22 protein-coding genes, 1 tRNA gene and 4 pseudogenes are annotated in these 24,290 nt (G+C 48.9%); 4 read left to right on the plus strand and 23 right to left on the minus strand.

Annotation, left to right across the window (positions count from 1 at the left end; translation table 11 throughout):
* Nucleotides 1-45 precede the first annotated feature (45 nt).
* The 19 genes and pseudogenes from NFR99_RS11970 to NFR99_RS12060 form a co-directional block, all read right to left on the minus strand.
* Nucleotides 46-837: a ParA family protein gene (locus tag NFR99_RS11970; RefSeq protein WP_251353727.1), complete on the minus strand. Its 792-nt coding sequence runs from the start codon at nucleotides 835-837 to the stop codon at nucleotides 46-48.
* Between the two features lie 3 nt (nucleotides 838-840).
* Entirely contained in the window at nucleotides 841-1,161 is a 321-nt protein-coding gene (locus tag NFR99_RS11975; RefSeq protein ID WP_251353728.1) for a SymE family type I addiction module toxin, read from the minus strand.
* A gap of 157 nt (nucleotides 1,162-1,318) precedes the next feature.
* A pseudogene (locus NFR99_RS11980) lies at nucleotides 1,319-1,762 on the minus strand (VirD4-like conjugal transfer protein, CD1115 family); the annotation flags it as partial.
* Nucleotides 1,759-2,250, minus strand: a pseudogene (locus tag NFR99_RS11985) (PcfB family protein). The pseudogenes NFR99_RS11980 and NFR99_RS11985, both read right to left, overlap by 4 nt.
* A 42-nt stretch (nucleotides 2,251-2,292) precedes the next feature.
* Complete coding sequence (locus tag NFR99_RS11990; RefSeq protein WP_004054655.1) at nucleotides 2,293-2,604, minus strand: DUF5720 family protein; 312 nt, start codon at nucleotides 2,602-2,604, stop codon at nucleotides 2,293-2,295.
* Nucleotides 2,597-2,959 carry a DUF7768 domain-containing protein gene (locus NFR99_RS11995; RefSeq protein WP_004070646.1) on the minus strand — a complete coding sequence of 121 codons (363 nt, stop codon included), beginning with the start codon at nucleotides 2,957-2,959 and terminating at the stop codon, nucleotides 2,597-2,599. Before NFR99_RS11995 ends, NFR99_RS11990 begins: the two co-directional genes overlap by 8 nt.
* Nucleotides 2,960-3,009: 50 nt before the next feature.
* Nucleotides 3,010-3,894 (minus strand): DUF6017 domain-containing protein, encoded by an 885-nt coding sequence (locus tag NFR99_RS12000; protein ID WP_251353729.1) that lies wholly within the window; start codon nucleotides 3,892-3,894, stop codon nucleotides 3,010-3,012.
* A 67-nt stretch (nucleotides 3,895-3,961) separates the two neighbouring features.
* On the minus strand, nucleotides 3,962-4,147 hold the full coding sequence (locus NFR99_RS12005; RefSeq protein ID WP_330642198.1) for a hypothetical protein: 186 nt from the start codon (nucleotides 4,145-4,147) through the stop codon (nucleotides 3,962-3,964).
* Nucleotides 4,148-4,176: 29 nt separating this feature from the next.
* Nucleotides 4,177-4,452, minus strand: a complete 276-nt coding sequence (locus NFR99_RS12010) for a DUF5720 family protein (protein ID WP_251353731.1) — start codon at nucleotides 4,450-4,452, stop codon at nucleotides 4,177-4,179.
* An 11-nt stretch (nucleotides 4,453-4,463) separates the two neighbouring features.
* Nucleotides 4,464-5,392 (minus strand): annotated as a pseudogene (locus tag NFR99_RS12015) (ParB/RepB/Spo0J family partition protein).
* Nucleotides 5,349-6,170, minus strand: a complete 822-nt coding sequence (locus NFR99_RS12020; protein ID WP_004054666.1) for a ParA family protein — start codon at nucleotides 6,168-6,170, stop codon at nucleotides 5,349-5,351. The pseudogene NFR99_RS12015 and the gene NFR99_RS12020 overlap by 44 nt, the downstream one beginning before the upstream one ends.
* Nucleotides 6,171-6,647: 477 nt before the next feature.
* Entirely contained in the window at nucleotides 6,648-7,040 is a 393-nt protein-coding gene (rpsI, locus tag NFR99_RS12025; protein ID WP_120485692.1) for a 30S ribosomal protein S9, read from the minus strand.
* Nucleotides 7,041-7,056: 16 nt separating this feature from the next.
* Nucleotides 7,057-7,485: a 50S ribosomal protein L13 gene (rplM, locus tag NFR99_RS12030; RefSeq protein WP_120485691.1), complete on the minus strand. Its 429-nt coding sequence runs from the start codon at nucleotides 7,483-7,485 to the stop codon at nucleotides 7,057-7,059.
* Nucleotides 7,486-7,705: 220 nt separating this feature from the next.
* Nucleotides 7,706-7,779 (minus strand) — tRNA-Pro (locus NFR99_RS12035).
* A 228-nt stretch (nucleotides 7,780-8,007) separates the two neighbouring features.
* Nucleotides 8,008-8,274: an acylphosphatase gene (locus tag NFR99_RS12040; protein WP_120485690.1), complete on the minus strand. Its 267-nt coding sequence runs from the start codon at nucleotides 8,272-8,274 to the stop codon at nucleotides 8,008-8,010.
* Complete coding sequence (larE, locus tag NFR99_RS12045) at nucleotides 8,268-9,071, minus strand: ATP-dependent sacrificial sulfur transferase LarE (RefSeq protein ID WP_251353732.1); 804 nt, start codon at nucleotides 9,069-9,071, stop codon at nucleotides 8,268-8,270. Before larE ends, NFR99_RS12040 begins: the two co-directional genes overlap by 7 nt.
* Nucleotides 9,056-10,309 carry a nickel pincer cofactor biosynthesis protein LarC gene (gene larC / locus NFR99_RS12050; protein WP_120485688.1) on the minus strand — a complete coding sequence of 418 codons (1,254 nt, stop codon included), beginning with the start codon at nucleotides 10,307-10,309 and terminating at the stop codon, nucleotides 9,056-9,058. The genes larE and larC overlap by 16 nt, the downstream gene beginning before the upstream one ends.
* Before the next feature lie 24 nt (nucleotides 10,310-10,333).
* Nucleotides 10,334-11,089 carry a nickel pincer cofactor biosynthesis protein LarB gene (gene larB, locus NFR99_RS12055; RefSeq protein ID WP_120485687.1) on the minus strand — a complete coding sequence of 252 codons (756 nt, stop codon included), beginning with the start codon at nucleotides 11,087-11,089 and terminating at the stop codon, nucleotides 10,334-10,336.
* A gap of 41 nt (nucleotides 11,090-11,130) precedes the next feature.
* Nucleotides 11,131-11,283, minus strand: a complete 153-nt coding sequence (locus NFR99_RS12060) for a hypothetical protein (protein WP_158604968.1) — start codon at nucleotides 11,281-11,283, stop codon at nucleotides 11,131-11,133.
* 179 nt (nucleotides 11,284-11,462) lie between these two features.
* Between NFR99_RS12060 and NFR99_RS12065 the strand changes: the two genes are divergently transcribed.
* Both NFR99_RS12065 and NFR99_RS12070 read left to right on the plus strand, forming a co-directional pair.
* Nucleotides 11,463-11,645 (plus strand): toxin-antitoxin system protein, encoded by a 183-nt coding sequence (locus tag NFR99_RS12065; RefSeq protein WP_120485686.1) that lies wholly within the window; start codon nucleotides 11,463-11,465, stop codon nucleotides 11,643-11,645.
* Between the two features lie 80 nt (nucleotides 11,646-11,725).
* Complete coding sequence (locus tag NFR99_RS12070; protein ID WP_251353733.1) at nucleotides 11,726-12,592, plus strand: DegV family protein; 867 nt, start codon at nucleotides 11,726-11,728, stop codon at nucleotides 12,590-12,592.
* Nucleotides 12,593-12,675: 83 nt separating this feature from the next.
* Here NFR99_RS12070 and NFR99_RS12075 read toward each other — a convergent pair whose 3' ends face one another.
* From NFR99_RS12075 to NFR99_RS12090, 4 genes are all read right to left on the minus strand, one after another.
* The gene (locus NFR99_RS12075; protein WP_416388341.1) at nucleotides 12,676-15,345 is read right to left on the minus strand and encodes an NYN domain-containing protein; all 2,670 of its coding nucleotides are present in this window, start codon (nucleotides 15,343-15,345) and stop codon (nucleotides 12,676-12,678) included.
* Nucleotides 15,346-15,486: 141 nt separating this feature from the next.
* Nucleotides 15,487-16,281, minus strand: a complete 795-nt coding sequence (locus tag NFR99_RS12080) for a hypothetical protein (RefSeq protein ID WP_251353735.1) — start codon at nucleotides 16,279-16,281, stop codon at nucleotides 15,487-15,489.
* Nucleotides 16,282-16,364: 83 nt separating this feature from the next.
* Nucleotides 16,365-19,727 (minus strand): hypothetical protein, encoded by a 3,363-nt coding sequence (locus tag NFR99_RS12085; protein WP_251353736.1) that lies wholly within the window; start codon nucleotides 19,725-19,727, stop codon nucleotides 16,365-16,367.
* Between the two features lie 11 nt (nucleotides 19,728-19,738).
* The gene (locus NFR99_RS12090) at nucleotides 19,739-21,571 is read right to left on the minus strand and encodes a hypothetical protein (protein ID WP_251353737.1); all 1,833 of its coding nucleotides are present in this window, start codon (nucleotides 21,569-21,571) and stop codon (nucleotides 19,739-19,741) included.
* Nucleotides 21,572-21,872: 301 nt separating this feature from the next.
* Here NFR99_RS12090 and greA point away from each other — a divergent pair, with 301 nt between their 5' ends.
* Both greA and lysS read left to right on the plus strand, forming a co-directional pair.
* Nucleotides 21,873-22,355 carry a transcription elongation factor GreA gene (gene greA / locus NFR99_RS12095; protein WP_120485680.1) on the plus strand — a complete coding sequence of 161 codons (483 nt, stop codon included), beginning with the start codon at nucleotides 21,873-21,875 and terminating at the stop codon, nucleotides 22,353-22,355.
* Nucleotides 22,356-22,369: 14 nt separating this feature from the next.
* Nucleotides 22,370-23,848, plus strand: a pseudogene (gene lysS, locus NFR99_RS12100) (lysine--tRNA ligase); the annotation flags it as partial.
* Between the last annotated feature and the right edge of the window lie 442 nt (nucleotides 23,849-24,290).

Consider the following 24,290-nt stretch of genomic DNA (forward strand, 5'->3'; position numbering starts at 1 on the left):
GGGCCGTAGGTTTATTAAGGTTACCCTTTTTCACGAAAATCTTTTTCATTTTCCTCTTGACATATTACCAAATTGCTTTCCAAAATCCAGATAAGCCTTGCAGGCCTTTGTCTGCGGCGCATATTCCAGAAGCGGCTCACTGTAATAAACACTCTCACCTACCTTTACGGTACTCGGAATCTTGCTTTCAAAGATCCTGATCTGCCCCTCGAACGTCTCCGCAACCTGCTCTGATATCACCTTGTAGAGATTCGTCCTTGCCTCACACATGGTAAGCAGAATCCCCTCTACTTCCAGTTTCGGATTAATGCGGTTCTTGATCTTCTTGATGGTCTTCAGAAACTCCTGCAAGCCCATCATTGCCAAGAGCTGCGGATTGACCGTAATCACTACCCCATCCGCTGCTACTAAAGCATTGATCGTCAGAGCTCCAAGTGCCGGGCAGGTATCTATCACCAGATAATCATATGATTCTCTGAGCGGATCCAGAATGTTCGCCAGCATCCTCTCTGCTCCCATTTCCAATCGGAGCTTGGCATCCACCGCCGATAAAACCATAGACGATGGAATGAAATCTACTCCATTTCGGCTCATGATATATTCCGACGGTTCCGGAAGCTCTTCATCGTCAATCTGTGCCATCATCAGATGCCCGATTGTGACCGGAAGTGCCGCCGTATCCTCAACACCGAAGCAGGTGGTCAGATTTGCCTGGCTGTCGAAATCAACAGCCAGTACCTTCTTCCCCATGCTTGCCAGCGAATATGCCAGATTATATGTACTCACGCTCTTTCCAACGCCGCCCTTTGTGGCTCCTACCAGAATGATTCTCCCCATAAATCACACCCCCTCTGCAACGCCATATTCGGCTTTTCTCTCTGCCACAAACTGCAGGTGGAGTCTTTCCTTTTCCTTCTGGAATTTCTTCTGCAGAGCCTTCGTCTCACGCTCCATGAACTCTGCTTCCGCCTTGGCCAGTTCTGCCCTCTCAATGTCAGGCGTGATGACCAGTTTCCCGTTCTCGCAACTTATGGAGATATAATCTCCGATCTCAAACCCCAATTCCTTCAACCAATTCCCTTTGAGCATGATTGTCGGCGTGGACTGGTACTTGTAACCGCTCATGCCGTAAACCTTGACGCTCCTATTCTTCTTTGTCATAGATTGCCTCCTTCGATCTTTGTAGTGTGCGATCTCGGAATGCTCTGGGCCGCATCTAAGACCGGTCTTATTGACTTATTAAACTAAAATGGACTAAGCCGTTGTGGCTTCCTTCTTTTCTGAAGTCACTTGGACTTAGTCCTATTATGACGTTATCACCGATTACCAGCACATTTTTGTTGCGGGCGGTCTTGGGGTCCTTGGGGCGGCTGCTCATGGTAAGGCGTTCCGTCTGGGTGAGGATTACATTGTTCTGGAATACCGGATCGACATAAGGGGCGATGTCCTGGGAATTTCCCCATCTCGCGGAACCGTACTCGATATTCGGGCGGTACTTCTTGGCGTTTTTGCCTTTCAGGTAAACAGCCAGCCGGAGCGCCGCGCCGCAGCACAGCCCGACCAGCAGGTCCAGCGGGTGAAAGCTGGGCCAGAAACTTCCGAGCGCCGCCGGAAGGACGGAGATTAGCGACAGCGCCTTTTCCGATGCGTCCGCGCCCTGGGCCATCCGCCACGCCTCCCCGAAGTTGGTGGAAAACAGCCCCATCAGGATATAGGGCAGGTTCAGCAAAACGAGCTTCTTGATGTTCAAGGGCTTTTTCATCGTTCCAGCTCCTTTCGCTTTGTGCGGTCCACCACCGCGTTTTTCACCAGCTCCTTGAACTGATTCAGCTTCGCCAGCACAGACGGGCGGGACGCCTTGCGGACCTTCTTCTAGGTGTACTCGGTAAACGCGGAGGTCAGCGCGTCCGCGTCGCGGGCCTTAAAAAAGACCAGATACTTGGGCGGGGAGCAGCTGCGGTCCTTCTTTACCGCGTAATCCACGCCGTACTTCCGGGCAACCCGTTCAAACGCCTTGATGGAGGGGTCTGTGATCTCAAGATTGGACACGCCCTGGTTCTGCCCGATGAGCTGCTTCACCGTCTGCTTTCCCTGGGGCTTGACCTCCGCGCCCTTTTCCCGCTGTTTCTGCATCTTTTGCTCTTTCAGGTGCGCCAGATACTTCATAATCGCCGCTTTGAACAGCCTGCCGGTGAACTTTGTGCCGCTGACAATGAGCGTCAGGGTTTTGCTTTCCACTTCGTCCTGCATGGGTGTTTCGCCTCCTCTCTATGGATTTTCTGCATGGTTTCTCTATCGGAGCTGGTCTTGCCGGTCATAGCGCAGGTTTCCGTTTCGGACCTTCGCATGGCTCACAATCCTGATATGCCCCTGTTCCTGGCGTTCCAGGGACTTTTTATATCCCTCCTCGGTGAGAAAGGCGCGGCTGCGTTCCCCTTTCCAGCCAACAGGGGAATCAGCGGTCAGGGTATCAAAAATAATCATGTGCCGGGTGTCCTCCGCGAACCGGTTTAAGTCCATGTAACTATGGCCGGAATACTCCCGCGCCCCGGCTTTAAGCCGCATTTCCTCCATCAGCTGGCCGATGGTCTTTTGCTCAGGCATGGTGTGCGCCCCCTTTCTCCCGGCCCTGGCCTTTCACCGTCAGAATCCCGTCCAGCGTGGTGGCGGTGATCCGCAGGCGTTCAGCGGTGGCAATATCGTTTTTGACCGTTTCATCGGTCGAGTGCCCGCAGACCACTAGCACATGGGAGCGGCGCAGGTAATCTCTGGCGATGTCGATCCCGTCCTTGTGTTCCTGGGGGATTTCATCTTTCAAAAACAGCGGCAGGAACAAAACAGGGCAGACCGGGGAATATCCGGCGTCATACACCTGGCGGCAGTAGCTGGCGGCGTTTGCCGCGTTTTCATGGGGGTTCTTGCTCCAGGGAGCGGTGATATACGCAAGCGGTCGTTTCATAACAGATTCCTTTCTCCCGGCAATTCCGGGCAGACAAAAACGGCCAGCTTTCAGAAGCCGCCGTACATATCGTGGTTGACCTGTGAGGTGTAATGGTTGCTCATGGTGGTGGGCGCGTTGAACAGCACCGTCAAAAGGTATTGTTTCATGTTCCGTACCTCAGTGGTGTTCTTTTGCAGGCAGTCCATGACAAACTCGATGTGGGAGCTGTCCAGCTTCAGGAAGCGGGAACGCACCACCTCATGGGGGAAGTCCGCCCCGGCAATCCGGGTGGTCTTACGCTTCGCGCAGACGGTTTCCACCAGAAGCTCCACGATCTCGTCCAAGTCCTCCCGATAGGTCCCAAACCGCTGTTTGAGGCAGTCATACTCGATATTCTCCAAAATCAGCTCCCGATAACTTTCCATCTCTGTGAGTGACATCGTTTCCCTTCGCTTCGGTTCCGGTGGCTTTGCCGCCGTTCCCCGGAAGGGAATGGAATCGGTAATTGATCCGTCAGTAATTGATTTTTGGGTATTTGATTTCTCTATATTTATTTGCGTTGGATTTTCCGTTGACGGTTTTCCCGTTGCCGGATTATCCGTTGTCGGAAAACCCGACAACGGTTTTTCCAACAACGGTTGGGCGGGCGGTTCCTCTGTTACCGGACGCTCATAAATCACATACTCGTTGCCGCTGAACTTACCGCCCGCGTCGGTGGTCTGGCGGCGCTTGATGTACCCCGCCTTTTCCAGCTCATTAACTGCGGAGCGGATCGCGTCCTTTCTTTCCCGGTTGATAACAGCCAGGCCGGAAAGGGTGTAGTCCCAATCCTCCGGCAGTGAGAGCATTTGGGACAGTAGGCCCTTTGCTTTCAGGCTCAGGCTCTTGTCCCGCAGATGATAGTTGCTCATGACGGTGTATCCCTGTGTGCGTTCTACTCGAAAAACGGCCATTTTCTGCACTCCTTTCGTTTCCCAGGGCATGAAAAAAGCCACAATCCCGTAAAAAAGATTGCGGCGCTCATTTGCTGGCTGACTTCTGCCTGTACCAGTGAAAAAACGGCGGCATGGGCGGTTTGTCAAACAGGCTCTCTAACTGCGGAAACGTCAGGGTTTGAAAAATCCGGTCAATCTCAATGGTTTCCATGTTTCGCTGGGAGCGGCAGTCCTCCCGGATGGCTTCTCTGATTTCCTTAACGGTACACATACTCATTCCTTCCTTTCAATTTGTCGGGTTTACGGGTGACGTTTCTTTTTGGGTTTGAAGTCCAGGATATGCCCCTCAATGACGCGGGCATACCGCTTGATTTTGATGTCCCGGCGTGTTTGGCTGGTAAGAGCGGCCTGATACCCGTCCTCGTCCAGAAACAGGCGCATTTCATCGCCGGGTGCGCCATAGGCGGTACGGGGCCGCAGAACGGAAAACTCGATCATCCAGCAGGTCTTATCCTGAAACCGTTCCACAGCCAGTATGTTGTGGCCCTTTAACTCCCTGGCAACGTGATCTCTCATAGGCGCTCCTTTCAGCGTTCCTGATCTCTCTGACGCTTTTTCTGCCACTGTTCCAGCAGTTTGATGATGGTTTCCTGCATCCGGGCAGGGGTGTAGCTTTTGGGAAAATACTTCCGCAGGATGTCGGAGGTAAACGTCACCTTGTCCAGATCGCTTTTCTTTTCCTCGCCCATAATCGCCCGCATTACATCTATGGACAGATGCCCCTCCTGACTGAATTTTTTGAGCCGCTGGGCTTGGGAAAGGGAGGGGGTGGCCTGTTCGCTGTCCATCGCATCCAAAAGCTGGGTCTGTTCTTCTTTTTGAGAAAGGACAGCTCATAGGCCGGGTTCAGGGCAATTTTCTTTTCGTCCACCATGTTCAGCAGTTCGGGGATTAACTCGGTCAGGCGGATGTAGCGTTGCACCTGCCTTTGACTTTCACCAGCTTGATTTGCGACAAGCTGAATAGAAGTGCTGGACTTCTCGCCAACTTGGCGAGAAGTTAAATCCGACCGTTCTCCTTGATGTTTGATGGCCTCCAATTTCATCTTGTAGGCAAAGGCCCTCTCGCTGGGGAGCAGGCTTTCCCTTTGCAGGTTGCTGTCAACCATGATAATCGTGGCGGCGTCATCGTCCAAATCCCGGACAATCACCGGCATGGTTTCTTTCTCTGCCAGTTCACTGGCCCGATGCCGCCTGTGTCCGGCTACCAGCTCATAGCCGCCGCTGGGGTCGGGTCTGGCAATCGCCGGAACCAGAACGCCGTACTGCCGGATGCTGTCCGCTGTTTCCATCATGGCATCATCATCTTTGACCTTGAAGGGGTGTCCCTTGAACGGGTGCAGCTCGCTCAAAGAGATTTCTACCACCTTTTCCCGCCCCGCGTCGGCGCGGCTTTCCTCGGTGGTAAACAGATCATCGACCGATGCCAGCTCTACTTTTTTCGCGCTGCTTTTCAAGTTTCAACACCTCCTTGGTCAGATTTGCGTAGCCCTCCGCCACTTTGCCGCCTGGGTCATGGGCGAAAATGCTCTTGCCCTCCGCGCTGGTTTCCTTTGCCCGGACAGAATGGGGAATCTCTGTGCCGAATACCTTGATTTTGCTGCCGTAAGTTTCCCGCAGCAGGGCGGCAATCTCTTTGGCGAAGTTAGTGCGGTTGTCCACCATTGTCAGCAGAATACCGTCTATTTGCAGTTTCGGGTTGATCTGCCGCTTGACCTTGTTCACCGTAGAGAGCAGCTGTTCCAGCCCTTTGGCGGGCAGGTACTCCGCCTGGACGGGAATTATAATCCTGTTGGCAGCGGCCAGGGCGTTGACGGTGAGCATACCCAGGGAGGGCTGGCAGTCTATGAGGATATGGGAATACTGCCCCTTTACGGTGTCCAGGTACTGCCGCAGAATCGTTTCCCGGCTCATAGCGTTTACCAGCGACACCTCCATGCCGGACAGCTGAATATCCGCTGGCATCAGATCCACGCCCTCCGGGTGGCGCAGAATCCCCTCGCCGGGGCGGACCGGCTGATCGGTCAGGATGCGGCCCATTGCGTCAGAGAGGGTAAAGGGCAGCTTATCCGGCTGGGGATTGCCCAGGCTGATGGTCAGGCTCCCTTGCGGGTCCCCGTCAATGAGCAGCACTTTCTTTCCCGCCTGTGCCAGCCCAATCCCTAAGTTGGCACAGGTTGTGGTCTTGCCCACACCTCCCTTTTGGTTGGCGATGGCGATGATTTGCGTGTTCAAGATAATCACCTCGTTTCTAATTCGTTGTGGTTGCTTCTGGAAATAGAAAAAGCCGCCACTTCATAAATTGAAAAGTGACGGCTTTTTCTGATCCCGGAATACAGTTCCCCGGAAACGCAAAAAGCACCCAGCAAAAAATACTGAGTGCCTGCATTAAAATCATATTCAATTATTCAAATTCGGTCAAACTACGCCAAACTGTTCTCGTATAAATTGAGGGGTGAGAGGGAGTAAAAATCGCCTCTGAAATACCCCGAAATCAGGGCTGTGGTTGTCCTATTTTTTAACCACTAAGCCCGTTTTTTACCTCCATTTTTGCCGGTTGTCCTATTTTTAACCACTAAAAATTGGGTGAAAATGGCTCTCGTTGTGTCAAATCAGGTCAAACTATATCAGCTTGTTTGGGTATAAGAAAACCCCGGAAAACCTTGATTTTCCGGGGTTTTTGAGCAATTTTGATACGCTCCCGACAGCCGATTAACGCTTGCTGAACTGCGGTGCGCGGCGTGCCGCTTTGAGACCGTACTTCTTTCTCTCTTTCATTCTCGGATCTCTTGTAAGGAATCCGGCTTTCTTGAGTGTCGGTCTGTAATCTGCATCTGCCTGAAGCAGCGCTCTGGAAATACCGTGCCTGATAGCCCCGGCCTGTCCTGTAGTTCCGCCGCCATGTACATTTACCAAAACATCAAACTTATCAACCGTCTCTGTAGCTACCAGAGGCTGGCGAACGATAACTTTCAGTGTCTCAAGACCGAAGTAATCGTCAATATCTCTTTTATTAACCGTAATCTTACCTGTTCCCGGCATTAAATATACTCTTGCAATAGATTTTTTTCTTCTTCCTGTACCGTAGAATTTTGCACTAGCCAATGTTCTTTACCTCCTATTAAAATGTTAATACTTCCGGCTTCTGAGCTTCATGTTTGTGCTCCGGTCCGGCGTATACGTGAAGTTTCGTAATCATCTGCCTTCCTAAAGGTCCTTTCGGAAGCATTCCTTTAACTGCCAGCTCGATTACTCTTTCAGGTTTCTTATTTAACATTTCTTTCAAGGTAGTTTCTTTCATACCGCCTACGTAGTCAGAATGCCTGTAATAAATCTTCTGCTCAAGCTTCTTTCCTGTAACTTTGATCTGCTCTGCATTTGTCACGATTACATAATCGCCTGTATCTATATGCGGAGTAAAGATTGGTTTATTCTTTCCTCTTAAAATCTTTGCTACTTCTGAAGCCAAACGTCCTAATGTATATCCGGTAGCGTCTACTACATACCATTTTCTCTCAATTGTTGCTGGACTAGCCATATAACTATTCATGGTTTTTCCTCCTTGATAATTTAACTGTTGCTTCTTCTATCGTAAACCGTCATACCGGGGCTATGGCTAGACGTTTACATGCTTCGTCACATTGAGATATTATAGTACACATGCCCAAGTGTGTCAACAATTTTTTTCGCTATTTATTATGGGTTTATAAAAACACAAAATAAAACAGGGAACATATCTCACATGCTCCCTGTTTCCATGATTCTTATCATCGATGCGACAGGATTTGAACCTGCGACCTCTGCGTCCCGAACGCAGCGCTCTACCAAGCTGAGCCACGCATCGTTACTGTTTTTTCCAGCTTGGTCATTATAGCATCGTTCATCAGGAAAAGTCAAGTGCTTTTTTAAATTTTATCCTTTATCCTGATTTTTTTCATTTTCCTGTATAAACTCTTTCTCTTGGGTTATACTGTAGTTACTACCAAAGATAAAACGATAGTATACTTATCCTCCCCCTTATACTCCCGCGGTTATCGCAAAGGCGCGAAGCTGCGGGAGTATTTTTATGCACTTATACCACCCGGAATTTTCGCTCGGATACTTTCAGGGGAAGTTCGTCAGATTCAATAAAGTCAATCTGTATATACTTCTGGTCATACAGGCTCTGAATCATCCTTTCTATCGCATGCTTATCCCCCTGCACTTCCATTTCTACCCGCCCGTCCCACAGATTTGATACCCACCCTGTCAGCCCTAAGGACTGCGCGATCCACGCCGAACGGTAACGGAACCCCACTCCCTGCACCTGACCTGAAAAATATAAATGTTTTCTTACCATAAGTCCATACTTCCTGATCGGAAGCCCTCCATATCCAATGTAATATAATGAAATCCCAGTTCCCGCAGCGCTGCCGTGACATTTTCCCGCTGCGCCACAACGTCCGCCAGCTTTTCTGCCGCCACCTCCAGCCGCAGAATGTCTCCGTGAAGGCGTAGACGAACTACACCAAAGCCCAGACTGCGCATCCTTCTCTCCCCTTCCGCCAGTCTGTCAAGAACTTCAAAGTCCAGACGCGTACCGTAGGGCAGACGTGTGGCCATGCATGGGGCAGATGGCCTGCCTGCCACTGAAATTCCCAGCGCCTGCGCCATCCGGCGAACCTCCGCTTTCGTGATATCCAGCTCTGCCAGCGGGCTTTGTACCCCAAGTTCCCTGACGGCGCGCAGTCCCGGCCTATATACCTCCAAATCATCCCGGTTAGAACCTTCCAAAAGAACCGTTACGCCGCGCTTCTCAGCCCAATGCTTTAGTCCCTGAAAAAGAAAAGACTTGCAATGATAACAGCGCTCCCTCGAATTCTCCAGGATTCTCTCTTCCCGGCTCTCGTCCAGATATAGGACAACATGCTCTGCGCCGCATTCTTCCGCCACCCGGGCTGCAATCTCCATATCTTCCCCTGGCTGCAGCCGCGTCCTTATCGTTACCGCATAGACCTTTGTATGATTCTTATCCGCAGCTTTTACCGCCGTTTTCAAAAGCAGGCTGCTGTCCACGCCCCCGGAAAATGCTACGCAGCTATCCTCTCTCGTCAGCTTGTCCATTCTCTCTCTTAGCAGTTTCAATCGCTTCTCCATGTTGTTCCCTCACCTTTCAGCGTCTGTTCCACCTCATTCCTTACCGTTTCATAGACTTTTGAAAACCCCTCTCCTGTCCGGGCGCAAATTTCACGGATACTCTCATACTCCGGCATACTGCATATGCCGTCCGGCCTTACAATCCTTTTTATCTTTACCGTACCATAAGACGTATCTGCCGTATCTGCCCACCGTTCCAGTGCACTCCTCATCACCCGATATCTACGAATCCCTATCGTTGTCGTGTGCCGGAAAATCAGGCTTTCCATGCACTCCCTCTGCACTCCGCCGCACATAACGCTCAACATATATGCCGGACGGTTTTTCTTCATATAAATAGGCGTAAAAAATGCATCCCTCGCCCCAGCTTCCAGCAAAATTTCCGAGACATACCCCAGCATTTCCCCGGTACAGTCATCTATATTTGTTTCGAGCATCCACAAATCACCATCCCCCGCTGCTTCCCAAGCCGTTTCCTGCCCCGTCTCCCGGTCTGTATTTGTCTTCTCTTCAAACAGCATCATACGCAGGACATTTGCGTGCGGAAAATCTTTTTTTCCTGCGCCTGCTCCCATACGCAGCAACTTCCCCTGTGGTTTGCCCTCCGGCATCTTGCCCCCATATTCACACAGCGCTGCCGCAATTGCCGCCCCCGTCGGAGTTATCATTTCGCCCTCCGTCTCTGTCAGCCGCAGCGCCAGCCCCCATTCCTGCACAATATTTACCACTGCCGGTACGGGTACAGGCAGAATGCCATGCCGGCACCGCACCTGCCCGCTGCCCTCGTGTAGCTCTGAAACCACTGCCCTGTCAATTTTCAGGCTTTCTATCAAATATGCTGCGCTCATGATATCCACAATGGAATCCACTGCCCCCACTTCATGAAAGTGTACGTCCTCCACCGGAACTTTATGAGCCTTCGCCTCTGCCTCCGCCACAATTTCAAACATCCTCTTTGCCAGCCGCTTTACCCGGATGGATGTATCCGTATTTTCAATAATCTTATAAATGCCTGCCAGATGGCGGTGCTCATGGGGATGCTCATCCAAAATAACGTCAAAATCACATGCCGCCATCCCACATTTTTCCGTCTGCCCGATTTCCACATGGAAACCTTGAAGCGGCATGCCTTCCAGCATCGCCAGCAGTCCGTCTCTGTCTCCCCCTAAATCCAGAAGAGCCGCTACTGTCATATCCCCGCTGATTCCCGAACAGCATTCCAAATATAAAGTCCTCATCTCTGCCTCCTGCATCCCTGTCTGCTAACGCCCGCCTTTTCCAAGTGCAAGACGGTTAATCTGAGCCGCAATATACGCCGCGCCATAACCATTGTCAATATTCACTACAGAAATTCCATTTGCACATGAATTCAACATGCTCAAAAGCGCCGATACACCACCGAAATTCGCCCCGTATCCGATAGATGTGGGCACTGCAATCACCGGCTTGTCCACCAGCCCTGCCAGCACGCTCCCCAGTGCGCCCTCCATTCCCGCAATGGCAATTACACAGTTCGCCCGGCAGATTTCCTCGCGCTTAGACAGCAGCCTGTGGATTCCTGCCACGCCCACATCATAATATCTGCTAACCCCTGCCCCAAAAAACTCTGCGCACTGTGCCGCCTCCTCCGCCACCGGAATATCCGCCGTACCTGCCGTACACACTGCCACATTTCCCTGTAACTCCCTCTCCTCAAACTCCGCTTTTACAATCCGTGCCACCGGATCATAGCGCAGCTCTGGAAATTTCTTATGAAGCATCTCATACTGCCCGGCGCTTGCCCGTGTCCCCAGCACGTTTCTTCTGTTCTCATAAAAATTTTCAAAAATCCCACACAGATGGCTGTCTGCCTTTCCCTGGCAAAATACTACCTCTGCTGCTCCTGTGCGCAGCCTGCGGTGGTGATCCACTTTCGCGTAACCTAAATCCTCATAGGGCAGCTTCTTTAAATCTTGCGCCGCTTCCCGGATGGATACCTTTCCGTCTTTTACCTGCTGCAATAATTTTTCAACATCCATCTTGCGCCTCCGTCTTTTCCATAAGTTATCTGCTGTCTCTACTATATCCCATTCTGTAAGAACTGGCAATCGTCTTCCAGAAATTCCGGGAACATTTCAAGAAATTCTGTCAGTTCTTCTACACCTGCATCGCGCAGATAGCGAAAATAAAACTCTGTATCTCCCATTTCTGCCCATTCCTGTATATCTTTCATCTTTCCCCTCCTTATTATCTCGTCCTAAATCTTTCTATTACTTGTTTGTAAATCTCCAAAACTACTTTACATGAATTCGCCTGAAACCGCAATAGCAGACGCTATTCAATGGTATATTGTGAGTATAAATTCATGGGATATCTTAATACTAACGAAGAAATCCTTGAAAGGAGACATCTATGAAACCTTTAAAAGCAAAAGTAAGCATTACCATTGACCACAACATTGTCGGAGAACTAAAGGATTTGGCTGACGAGGACGACCGTTCCCTGTCGCAATATATCAATATGATTTTAAAAGCCTACCTGAACAAACTCCATCAATCTTCCGGCCAGTCCTCTAAAAATCCTCCGCATGCTTGAATTCAAAGCCGCGAAGTGTTACAATCAAAACAATTTAAAAAGATTTCAGCTTCGCGTTTCAAATAAGGAGGATATGATAAATGAAAACAGCTATTATCACTGACAGCAACAGCGGTATCTCACAAAAAAAAGCGGAAGAAATGGGTATTTTTCTGCTTCCCATGCCTGTAATTATTGACGGGGAAATTCGTTTTGAAGGCATCGATTTAGACGATGAGGAATTTTACGCCGGCCTGGCTGCCGGGAAAGATATCTCCACCTCGCAGCCTTCTCCCGGAGATGTGATGGATTTGTGGGACAGGCTTCTGGAAGCAGGATATGATGAAATTGTTCATATCCCTATGTCCAGCGGACTGAGCAATTCCTGTGAAACAGCGCTGGGGCTTGCCAATGACTATGAGGGCAAAGTTGCAGTCGTAGATAATCACCGCATCTCCATTACCTTGAAAGCTTCTGTTATCGAAGCAAAGCAAATGGCTGACAGCGGAATGTCCGCAAAAGAAATCAAACAGGATTTGGAAGCACGGGCATATGACTCTTCTATTTATATCGCGGTAGATACTTTGACCTATTTAAAAAAAGGCGGCAGGGTCACTCCGGCAGGCGCCGCTCTCGGAACTGTACTGAATATCAAGCCTGTGCTTACGATCCAGGGAGGAAAGCTGGATGCCTTCGCCAAAATCCGGGGGATGAAAAAGTGCAGGATACGCATGGTAGACGCCATTGTAGATGATTACAAAACCAGGTTCGAGGGCGCTGACCTCTCCCGCGTTCGCGTGGATGCTGCCGGAGCAGGACTGACACCTGAAGAAATCGCTGAGTGGAAATCTTTAATTTCTCAGGCTTTTCCCGGCGTAGATGTCCAGTACGATCCCCTTTCTTTAAGTGTAAGCGCCCACATCGGTCCCGGCGCTTATGGTATCGGTATCAGCATCGTAAAATCATAAAAGACCGTAGAGTATATCCGGACGTTAAAAAGCAGCGCAGGAAATTTAACTTTCCTGTGCTGCTTTCTTCTATGACATTCTCATCAATCTTCCGAACTATCTTGTACCTTTCTGCGCCCCAGCCGCACGTCCTCCATATATTCTGCTGTCTCATCATCCAGCCCGGCAAACAGCAGGTTTTTCCCTCCTGATGGCAGCTTTTCACATTCCTCACGGATTTCCTTTCCTGCAATCTCTATTTCCTCATGCAAATTCTGTGCCGACATCCTGTGCCCGCCCTGTCCCAAGATAATCACCTGCTCCAGCCCGTCCGACGTTGCCACTGTCACATGGTATTTTCTCCCGATTGCATGAACCGTTTTCTCAATATACTGGTCAGCTGTCTCAGCTTCTTTGGTATACACGACATAAATATTATGATATTTAATGATTTCCCCCGGATTCCCTTCTACCTTATAGGCGTCAAACACCAGAATTACCCGGCACTTCTTATAGCCCTGGTAATTACTCAGGATATCCATCAGACGGGTACGAGCGCCGTCGATATTCTTCTCGGCAAGCTCCCGCAAATCCTCCCAGGCAAAAATGATATTATATCCGTCTACCAGCAGATATTCATCCATTTCTTTCGCCCGTTTCGGCGAGCGGTAAGATGGCGCAGAAACTACACGCCTTCCCGCTTCCGGCAGCTGCCGTTTCACTGCGCCGTAGGTTCGGGTAAAAATTTCCTCCAGCTCCTTTTCCTCCCTCCGGCTTCCAGCGCTGCGGCTCCTTCCTGAGACGGCAGCCGGAATCTCCGGCTCTGTCTCTTCTTTAGATGGCAGCACATTTTCCAGGTGCATGTATTCCTCTACCTTGTCCCACTCTACCACAAACCCGGCTCCGTGTGCACAGAACACTGACCCCGTGGGGTTGTCCAAATCTCTCTCTGGATCATAGCCCAGAGCCAGAACAGTTTCTTCCTCATTATGGCATGGCTCATAGCCTTTCCACGTACAGCTCAGCCGCCCCAGGCCACGGGTGTACGATGACACTTCCGTCTGATAGCCGCGCATCTCTGCCACTGGCGCGCTTCCTGTAAGCACCGAGATCTCTCCTTCCCGTCCGGGCAGCTCGAATATGCCGTTCATACGCTGGATATCCGACATCGCACGTCCCACCATCTCTGCCGGAACCTCCAAACGGAAGTCATAGTATGGTTCCAGCAGAATGCTCTTCGCTTTTTTCAATCCCTGGCGCACAGCACGATACGTTGCCTGACGGAAATCCCCGCCTTCCGTATGCTTCAAATGCGCTTTTCCAGACACCAGGGTAATCTTCATATCTGTAACTGCCGATCCTGTTAACACACCCCTGTGCTCTTTTTCTTCCAGATGGGTAAGCACCAGCCTCTGCCAATTCCTGTCCAATATATCCTCGCTGCAGGCCGTGGCAAACTGCAGGCCGCTTCCCCGCTCTCCCGGCTCCATCAGAAGATGTACCTCCGCATAATGACGCAGTGGCTCAAAGTGCCCGACCCCCTCTACAGGCTCCAGAATTGTTTCTTTATATACGATATTTCCCTCGCCAAATTCTGCCTGCACGCCAAACCTCTCCCCAATCAGGTTTTTCAACACTTCAATCTGCACTTCTCCCATCAGCTGGGCATGGATTTCATTTAACTCCTTGTCCCATACGATATGAAGCTCCGGCTCCTCCTCTTCCAGTTCACGAAGCTTCGGAAGCATCGTGTGGACACTGCATTCTTCCGGAAATATCATCCGATATGTCAGAACCGGTTCCAGCACCGGAATTGCCGTCTCTGTTTCCAGTCCGATTCCCTGCCCCGGCCTGGTATGTGAAAGCCCTGTCACTGCACATACCGTCCCGGCTTTTGCCTCCGAAACCGCCTCATAGCGCGTCCCCGAATAAATCCGAATCTGGTCTGCTTTCTCTTCCCTGTCCCCGCCAACTTCCAGAAGCTCCTTCACTTTCAGGCTCCCCCCTGTAATCTTCATATGGGTCAGGCGGTTTCCCTGCTCATCCCTGGAAATTTTAAATACCCGCGCCCCAAACCCATCCAGATAGACCGGAAGGCGTACATATTTCGCCAGACCCATCATAAATTCCTCCACGCCCGTCATACGCAGCGCCGAGCCAAAGTAACACGGAAACACCTTTCTTTCTGCAATCATACGGCATATTTCTTCCTGGGCTATCCCTCCCGTCTCCAGGTACTCCTCTAACGCCGCCTCCTCACACATAGCAATATTCTCAAGTCTGGCCTCCTCTTCTGTAAAGTCCACACAAGAATCATCCAAACGCTGTTTCAGCTCCTCCATCAACGCTTCCCTATCCGTTCCTTCCTGATCCATTTTATTCACAAACAGAAACACCGGAACCCTATAACGGTGCAGAAGCCGCCACAAAGTCTGTGTATGCCCCTGTACCCCGTCCGCGCCATTAATCACTAAAACCGCGTAATCCAATACCGAAAGTGTACGCTCCATCTCTGCCGAAAAATCCACATGCCCAGGCGTATCCAAAAGCGTTACTACCCATTTTCCCATATTCAATACAGCCTGCTTGGAAAAAATCGTAATGCCGCGGGCACGCTCCAGCGCATACGTATCCAGAAAAGCATTCCCATGATCCACACGCCCCATTTTCCGTATGCTTCCCCCCAGGTACAACATTCCCTCTGATAATGTAGTTTTCCCGGCATCCACATGAGCCAGTATTCCTATTACTAATTTATTTTCCATCTTTATCATCTTCCTGTCCTAAATTCGTTACGCTTCAAACCGTTCCCGATAACACGGATTTTGTCCTGCCATACGAAAACTATGCCATCGGTGTTCCGTACCTGGCACCAACGGCATAGTTCTCTTCTTGTTGTTAATCCCGAAATATTCTCAGCCTCTTTTTTCTTTTTTTGTCTCAGCTTCCGGCAGCTCTGCGCCTTCCATTCCAGCCGATGCCTGGTATGCGGCCTGTCCCTTTGTATAATCCGCTGCTGCATCCGACAGCTCTGAAGACGGCATCATGCGTATAGCTGCAATATGCATATCTTTAAATCTCTCATCCGAAAAAGCTTCCTCTTCCCTTCCTGCCCACTGCCCTTCTTCCCTGCTTTTTTCCTGTCTGCGGTTTTCAAGCTCTTTCTCCGTCAGCCTCTCCACCGCTTCACTTTTCTCCTGCTGTTCTTCCTGCTCTATTTCATAACGCCAGGGCTTCTGTTTCACCGAAGGAGCCGCTTCACTTTCAGCCGCAGTCATCTGCGCCATGCGGATCATGGCAAATTCCGGATCTGTATCTTTCATCGTAGAAGACATCTCACCTTTTTTCTGCAGCTTGGCCTCTTCCACTTCATCCCTTGTCTTGCACTCTTTTAGACGCTCCTCGTAAGCCTCCCGCTCTTTTTCCAATGCCAGAACCTTTCGGTAAAGCTCCGGTGCATGTTTACGCAGAAACGCTTTGTCCGCAGCGCCAAGCTTCGCGCCTGATTTTAGCTTTGTTTTAATTTTTGATATCCTCTTTTTAACTTCTGCATCACTTGTCTTCTTTTTCTCAGGCGCCAGCGTCTTAAAAACCGAAGCCCCTGTCTTTCCCATTATGGGAAGCGTGCCTGACTTTTTCATATCCCATGCCTGCTGCATCTTTGCCATTTTCGCCTGCTGGTTTAGATTCCCCATCATTTCCATTCCCATTGCTTCTCCCCCCTGACATACATGTATTTTATACTTAGTATTTCGGCGGAAACATGGATTTAAATAAGAAGAACCACATACACTTATCCTTCCGAAAGGATCATCAGGGAAGCTAGCTGCGACAGACAGTACCCACCGCTTCCAATCGTCCGGATTACCGTAAACCAGGGCGGCACCGGAGCATTTACAGGCTCCTCTTCTTTGAAAAAGACTGTGCATACATCCATGATATTTCTTACGTCATCTACCATATACCCCACATCTTCTGTAAGGAAAATTGCCTTATCTATCTTTTTGTCATGGGTGTCCGCCAAAACGCGGGCCGCCATGACACATGCTGTAATCTCCGCGGCAAGTCCCACCAGGGAAATCCCTCCAGCAATTATATTACATACATTCGCTGCCTTTTTCAACCCTGTTTTCAGCTTCTCTTCCACTGTCATCTCCTCCAGTATCTGCAAGATCCCGCCCAGGAGGAACGTCATGGATTTTCCGATCCATGCATATGTATAGATGCTGATCGCGGTGTCCAAATCATCTGCCGCCTCTGTCATAGGAGAATAGCACACATATCCCGAAATCATAGAAAACGCAAAATCTGCCGCCCCGAGGCATGTGGAGATTTTCGTATACAGCGGCGGCGTCTCCGTCCCCACAGTCGCATAGAGAACCCCGGTCAGAATCGTTTCCGTCAGAGAAACCCCAAACAGGCAGATTTTACATATCTGGACGCCTGTCTTTTTCCCGCCGGCCGGCAGATCCCCAAGCGCGTCAGCGGCATCATCTCCAAAATTCAGCTCTTCGATTGTCCGTGCATCCATAATCTGTGTATAAACTGTTTCGTCAACCACTGGCTTTCCTTTGATGATTTTATAAATGACGCTCGTCAGAAACGCGGGGACAATCGTTACAATATCCAGCACTGAAAATTCGTCTATGCCAAACAGCTCCAGCACCTCTGAAATAAACGGAAGGTACACCGGGGCGTCCAGATACTCAAAGATTGAGGAAAGCACTGTCTCCAGAAGCTCAAATAGCGCGTCAACAACTTTCCTTACAATCTCCAGGCCTGTAACCGCCAGTACGGCAGCCGTCTTTTTCAATGCCGCCATAATCGTATTCACGTCGGAGAAATCAATGTGCTCCAGGGCATCCGTCACCGTATCCAGCATGTTTCCAGCGTATCCTTTCATCTCTGTCTGCATCTCTGCATACAGCCCGGAAACTCTGGCAACTGCTTTCTTTGCCTCTCCCGAAATCTCCATAGCCGGTATTTCAAATTTCGGCTGGAGATTCCCGAAAATAAGATCAAACAGATACATATTCCCTGAGTCCGGCTGATACCCTTCCTTTTCCCCCGCGGGCTCAATCTTCGGTTCATCAATGCCGCCCCACTCCGTAATCTTCTCTATCGTGCCCTGGATTTCCTGATCCGCTATCCCTCTGGCATATTCCAGTTTATCCGCCGCCGCTTTCAGTGACAGCTTTACAAACTGCTTCATCGTATTTTTCAGCCTGACCACATCGTCCATATTAAATACGAACTTCAGCCAGTCAATGACTTTCTCAATCCCTGCCTTGATATACTCAAAGACCTTAACGATGCAGCTATAAATCTGCTCTGCGGTGTCAATCACAAATCCTATGATTTTCTCCCCGATTTTGATGACAAAGTTCCAGGTCTTTGTTACGGCGTCAATGAAAATGTCAAACCCTTTGATCAGCTTGCCTTTCACATAATTAAACGCATCCTCGACAGCGTCAAAGAAATCTGTAATAAAGCTGTCCGCCTCTCTACAGGCAAACATCCCATTCATATCACAAGGCGCAGCCAGCATATTTTGAACCGTATTCAGCTTTCCTACGATCGCCGCCGTATGTTCAAGATCACTTTCCGACACCCCTGTTATAAACGGCCTTGCATTTCCATGAATATCCACAATCTGGGCCGCTTTTATCTTCTCCGGCGTATCTAATCCCATAAGCTTTTCACGCGCCTTTCGCGACGGGTCCTCACATATGATTCCATCAGCCTTATTTTCTGCCAGGCTGATTTCATAGGAGACAGCCATTAAAGATGTTTTCGCAACCTGCACAATGTTCACGCACCCCTGCTCATTTGTCCGAAACGTAAGCGTTTTCCCTTTCTCGAACTTGCGGTATATGCCGTTTATATAAGCCTCCGCATTGTCCAGCGCCGTCACACAGACTTTCGTCCCTTCAGAAATGGCTCCATTCTCCCTGTACACGATAGCTTTTGTCATATATGCCGGAATCTTAACCGGTTCCATCTTTTTGCTTAGCCCGCCGTCGATCAGCACCGAAGAAAAATCCCAGACGCCGGAATTTCTATTATATTCCCCAATCGTAAGTTTCATCCCTTTCGAGGATTCGCACAAAAAGATTTTTCCCGGCTTTGCCCCGAAATGCAGCACATTTTCCCGGAACAGCAGGGGCGCGCTAAAGGAAACAGGAAGCCCTTTCTCCGTGTCCGCGCAAAGATACAGCAGTTCCCCACTTTCGTTCAGAATCCACACATACAATTTCGTCCCATCATAATAAGACTCCATCTTTTTTATCTGATTGAAAGAATCTGACCGGGCAATCAAAGTCGGCCCTTTCTCTGGATGCCGAATACAGTCCACCTGATTCCGGAACGGATAAAAGAATAGCTTTCCCCCTCCCCCCGCAAATAAATGCGTCCCCGGATAATCACAGTCGTCCTCTGAGAGCGGAACCAGGCTGATGGCATCCGTTCCTCTATCCGCCGCCAGCCGAAACGGACTTGGCATAATTCCCGGTTGATATACATTTCTTACAGGCGTATAGAGAATCTGCTCCGTCCCGGCATAATTCCCGTAGGTATAGATTCCCGGCACTCTCTGGGATACAGCCTGTCCCAAAAGCGAAGCCTTTATCGTCTCAAAGTTTGCCGCGCACGGGTAATATTTCAGGCTTGAGCCTGCCAAATCAGACTCCACAAAAAACTCCTCCGTCTTACCTGTGCCCTTATCTTTCAGCTCCGCCGCCAGAATAATCTGATCCGAAAACGCGCTTATGCAGACATCTTCCGGGATATACGCTCTTCCGGACGCCGCTTCCGAAAAATCCACCCGCCTCCATGCAGGTTTCTGGGGCGTGTCCGTCACGGCATAATAAAGCTCTTCCCCCGCAATCACGCTGATGATAAATTCTTTCCCATTTTCCGCCTGCATAGCGGCCATACGTTTTACGTTTCCTCCCAGGCTCCCCGTAATATCCGCTTTCTGGAACCTGGCCGCCTTTCCGTAATCTCCATAGTACAAATACAACCTGTTATCTGTTCCGATACTCAGCATTCCAAAAAAATCTTCCGTACAAAGCAATTCTATATCCTTCTCAAAACACACTGCCGTCAACGGCACAAAATAATCCGCCAGCTCCGAAGAAACTTCTATTCTTTTCATTCCCATTCCCCCTATTCCTGCACATATTTAATCATCGCGTAAAAATCATGCCCTTTGGTAAATCCTTCATCCCTGTAGGTAAAGGTACTGTTTCCGGGCATTACCCAGCACATTTTTGTGTAAAAGTTATTTAAGAATCCTGACTTTGCAAAACCATTAAATTCTCCGATCCACTTTTTCAAATAGTTTGTAAAGCCATCCACGGTAGAATCAATCCCTCCAACGCTTGCAAATTCCGCCCATCCGCTCTTATCCATTGTTGTCTTATTTTCTTTCAGTTCAAAAGTCTTCTTGAAGCTGATGTTCCCGTAATCATCCAGCGCGATTCCCAGAGAAAAGATTAAATCAGCGTCATAGATTGTCCCCTTAGAGTGCCCGCCGTCATACACCACGTCAAGCCATCCTACAACCCTTGCGTCAAAGATAAGGGCGGGATACTTTACGTTATCCACTGTTATCTCTCCGCCTCTGGCATTACACGCCACCGAATATTTTGCCGCCAGTGAACCGGAAGCCGCAAAAATCGGAGGTATCCACCCGTAAACCGTTTCGCTGGATTTCTCATGAGAATAACAGTACTGATAGGACCCGTCCGGCTGAAGAAGGAACTGCGCCGCGTCATACCCGGAAGCTGATTGAATACCGAGCCAGTAGGTAAACCCTACCGTCTGCTTCTCCATCCACGCATTCACTTCCAGCCTTAGCCTGCTCAGAATCTCGCGCTTAAACTGTTCACATACCCTTGCAAACAGCAAATCCCTGTTAATTTCCATAACGCCGCCAAGCTTTCCCCGCTCGGAAGCTTCCAGCCATCTCCATGAAAACTTTTTCAGCGGCGGGATATTTTTATCGCCGCACATCACGATATAGTTCAACATCGTCTGCGCCGAGTCGTACGATGGCGTCCCGAACGTCGGGTTATCTACCGTCAGCGTAAATTTTTTTGGTGTAAAGAGGTACTTTTCCTCGCCTGTTTTCGGAGTAATGACACGCCCAAAAACCGTCTGCTCATCTCTCTCAAGCTTATCAAAAAAGTGATGGACAAATACGCCCGTCACAAAATCCGACGCCTTTTCAGAAAGCCCTTCGATCACCGGCGTAGTTGTCGCCGTCCTGCTGTTCAGGATCATAACCAGATTGGAAATGTCGAAAATATCATCTACATCCCCGTTTTCCGTTCCTTCCCATAACGGCGCCGCCAGGTTCTGTACTCTCTCCTGTACCGGAACCGGCAGCTTTCCAAACATGGCCTGCCTAAAGTTCATGTTAAACCGATACTGGAACCTCCACGCCTTTTTTATGCCGCCTGTCTGTGGCTGGCACGCCATCTTCAGGGAAACCTTTCTGTGATTCTCTCCAATCTCAAACACCGAAATATTTCGGAAGCATAAATTATACAGCACGTAAGACTGGTTCACGTCCAGGGTCTCCAGGAACTCAAGAATCTGAAAGGCTTCTATCTCTTCGTCTGAAAAGCATTGTGGAAGCCCGTATTCCGCATAAATCCCATACGCCAGGTAATAATCATCGTACGCTTTTCTAACGTTCTCCTCACTTGCCTCTTTCGAAAATAACTGAAGCCCATCCAGCGCGTTATAAAGCGCGCCTTTCTGCTTCGTCAGGGCAGCCACGTTGTCCGGATAGGTAGATGGAAGATCCGAGCAGTCTTTCCCCTCCTCCACCTGATAATAATTGCTGTTTCCGTCATCCAGGACATAAACCTTCTTTACGGCATCCGCTTTGTCAAAATATTCTTTTAGCTTACCATTGACCTCTTCACCTGAAACTGACGCAACAAGCTCATAATTATAATCCGACAGCCTTCCGCTCCTAAAATTTTCCATATTCCACATTTACATGAATAGCGCATGTCTCTATCCACGCTCTCCTTTCTTGTGTTTTTTTCATATTATTCATGCTTTTATATGCTTTATATTTTAAAATTATAATATCTGTCTCAAATCAAAACAATAAAGTTTGTGTATTACAAATATGACATTTCCCGTTAATATTTCTTTTCCGCCGCGTCCATTCCTGCGCTCAAAATCTTGACATTTTACCGCCAATGGGCTATAATACTGTGACTGTTAAGCTGGGAAACCGGCTTACCTTTTTTTAAGAAATTTGAAAGGGTGTAGGACTAAAATGGAAGAAAAGAAAAATTTATTGACCTATGCAGGACTGAAAGCCCTGGAAGAAGAGCTGCACGACCTGAAAGTCGTAAAACGAAAAGAAGTCGCTGAAAAAATCAAAGAGGCACGGGAGCAGGGGGATCTTTCCGAAAACGCCGAATATGACGCAGCAAAAGACGAACAGAGAGACATCGAAGCACGTATTGAGGAAATTGAGAAAATCCTGAAAAACGCAGAAGTTATCGTAGAGGATGAAGTTGATCTGGACAAAATCAGCGTAGGATGTCTGGTAAAAGTATATGATGAGGAATTTGAAGAAGAAATGGAATTTAAAATCGTAGGTTCCTCTGAAGCCAACAGCCTGCAGGGTAAGATTTCCAACGAATCTCCCGTAGGAAAAGCGCTGATTGGTGCAAAGGTCGGCGATGAAATTACCGTCGAGGCAGAAGCAGGGCTTATGAAATATAAAGTCCTTGGAATTCATAGATCAAATTAGGGAGTGAAAAGACAGTGGCAGAACAGAAGAAAGTACAGGAGCAGGACTTAAACCAGCTTTTAAAAGTACGCCGCGAAAAGCTGGCGGACTTACAGGAAAATGGAAAAGACCCATTTCAGATTACAAAGTATGACGCAACCCATCACAGCAAGGATATCAAAGACAACTTCGATGAACTGGAAGGACAGATTGTATCTCTGGCAGGACGTATGATGTCCAAACGTGTCATGGGAAAAGCATCTTTCTGTAATATCCAGGATTTATCCGGAAACATTCAGTCCTATGTAGCAAGGGACAGCATTGGCGAAGATGAATATAAAGCATTTAAAAAAATGGATATCGGCGATATCGTAGGGTTAAAAGGCGAAGTATTCCGCACAAAGACCGGAGAAATTTCTATCCATGCTTCAGAAGTAACCCTTCTGAGCAAGAGCCTGCAGATTCTGCCAGAGAAATTTCACGGCCTGACCAACACAGACATCCGCTATCGCCAGCGTTATGTGGATTTGATTATGAACCCGGAAGTAAAGGACACCTTTATCAAGCGTTCGAAAATCATCAGCAGTATTCGTCAATATCTGGATGCCCAGGGATTTATGGAAGTAGAAACACCTATGCTCGTGGCAAATGCAGGCGGCGCGGCAGCAAGACCTTTCGAGACGCATTTCAATGCGCTGGATGAAGATTTCAAGCTCCGCATTTCTCTGGAACTGCCTCTGAAAAGACTGATTGTCGGCGGTCTGGAGCGTGTCTATGAAATCGGGCGCGTATTCCGCAACGAAGGCCTGGACACCAGACACAATCCTGAGTTCACCCTGATGGAACTCTATCAGGCATATACCGACTACAATGGAATGATGGATTTGACCGAAAGCCTGTACCGCCATGTGGCTCAGGAAGTTCTGGGGACGACTACGATCACCTATCAGGGAATCGAGATGGATCTCGGAAAGCCTTTTGAGAGAATCACTATGGTAGACGCCGTCAAGAAATATTCCGGCGTAGATTTCCATGAAATCCATACACTGGAGGAAGCAAGGACAGCTGCAAAAGAACATCATGTTGAGTATGAAGAGCGGCACAAGAAAGGCGATATCCTGAACCTGTTCTTTGAGGAATTTGTAGAAGAACATCTGGTACAGCCGACATTTGTTATGGATCATCCGATTGAAATCTCACCTCTGACCAAAAAGAAACCGGAAAATCCCGAATATGTAGAGCGTTTTGAATTCTTCATGAACGGCTGGGAAATGGCAAACGCCTACTCCGAGCTGAACGACCCCATTGACCAGCGCGAGCGCTTCGCAGCACAGGAAGAACAGTTCGCCCAGGGAGACGAAGAAGCCAACCATACCGACGAGGACTTCCTGAATGCACTTATGATTGGTATGCCGCCGACAGGCGGTATCGGGTTCGGTATCGACAGAATGTGTATGCTGATGACGGATTCGGCAGCGATTCGAGACGTGCTGCTGTTCCCGACGATGAAGAGCATTGATAAGTAAAATGCCGAAAACAAGGCATTTACAGGCGTTTTGAAAGGCGGATATTTGTATTTTACGACATAGTTACGACAAATGACGAGCCTTGATATAGTAAAAATTTAAGACATCATTACTTATAGGGATATAGGTAGTGGTGTCTTTTTGTATGTCGGGATGGTTTACATTTTGGAGGGCAGCAGTTTTTTACGGAAAGGATGTATCTGATGTATTTACGCATTGGATTAAAAAATGGAATATCGAAATAGGAATAGGATTTATTTTCAAGGCAAGATTATACTTTGTTACCGAACAGAAATAAAATAGGGCAATCACAGGAATAGTAGGTAAAATAAGGCTTTTGACGATTTTTATATACTATAAATGAGCAAATTTGAATTTTTACCAAAACTGCTATAAATGCTTTAAAACTAAAGACACCATACCTTTTTGG

Origin of the sequence: Hominisplanchenecus murintestinalis (genome assembly GCF_943193015.1) — a bacterium.
GTDB lineage: Bacteria > Bacillota > Clostridia > Lachnospirales > Lachnospiraceae > Hominisplanchenecus_A > Hominisplanchenecus_A murintestinalis.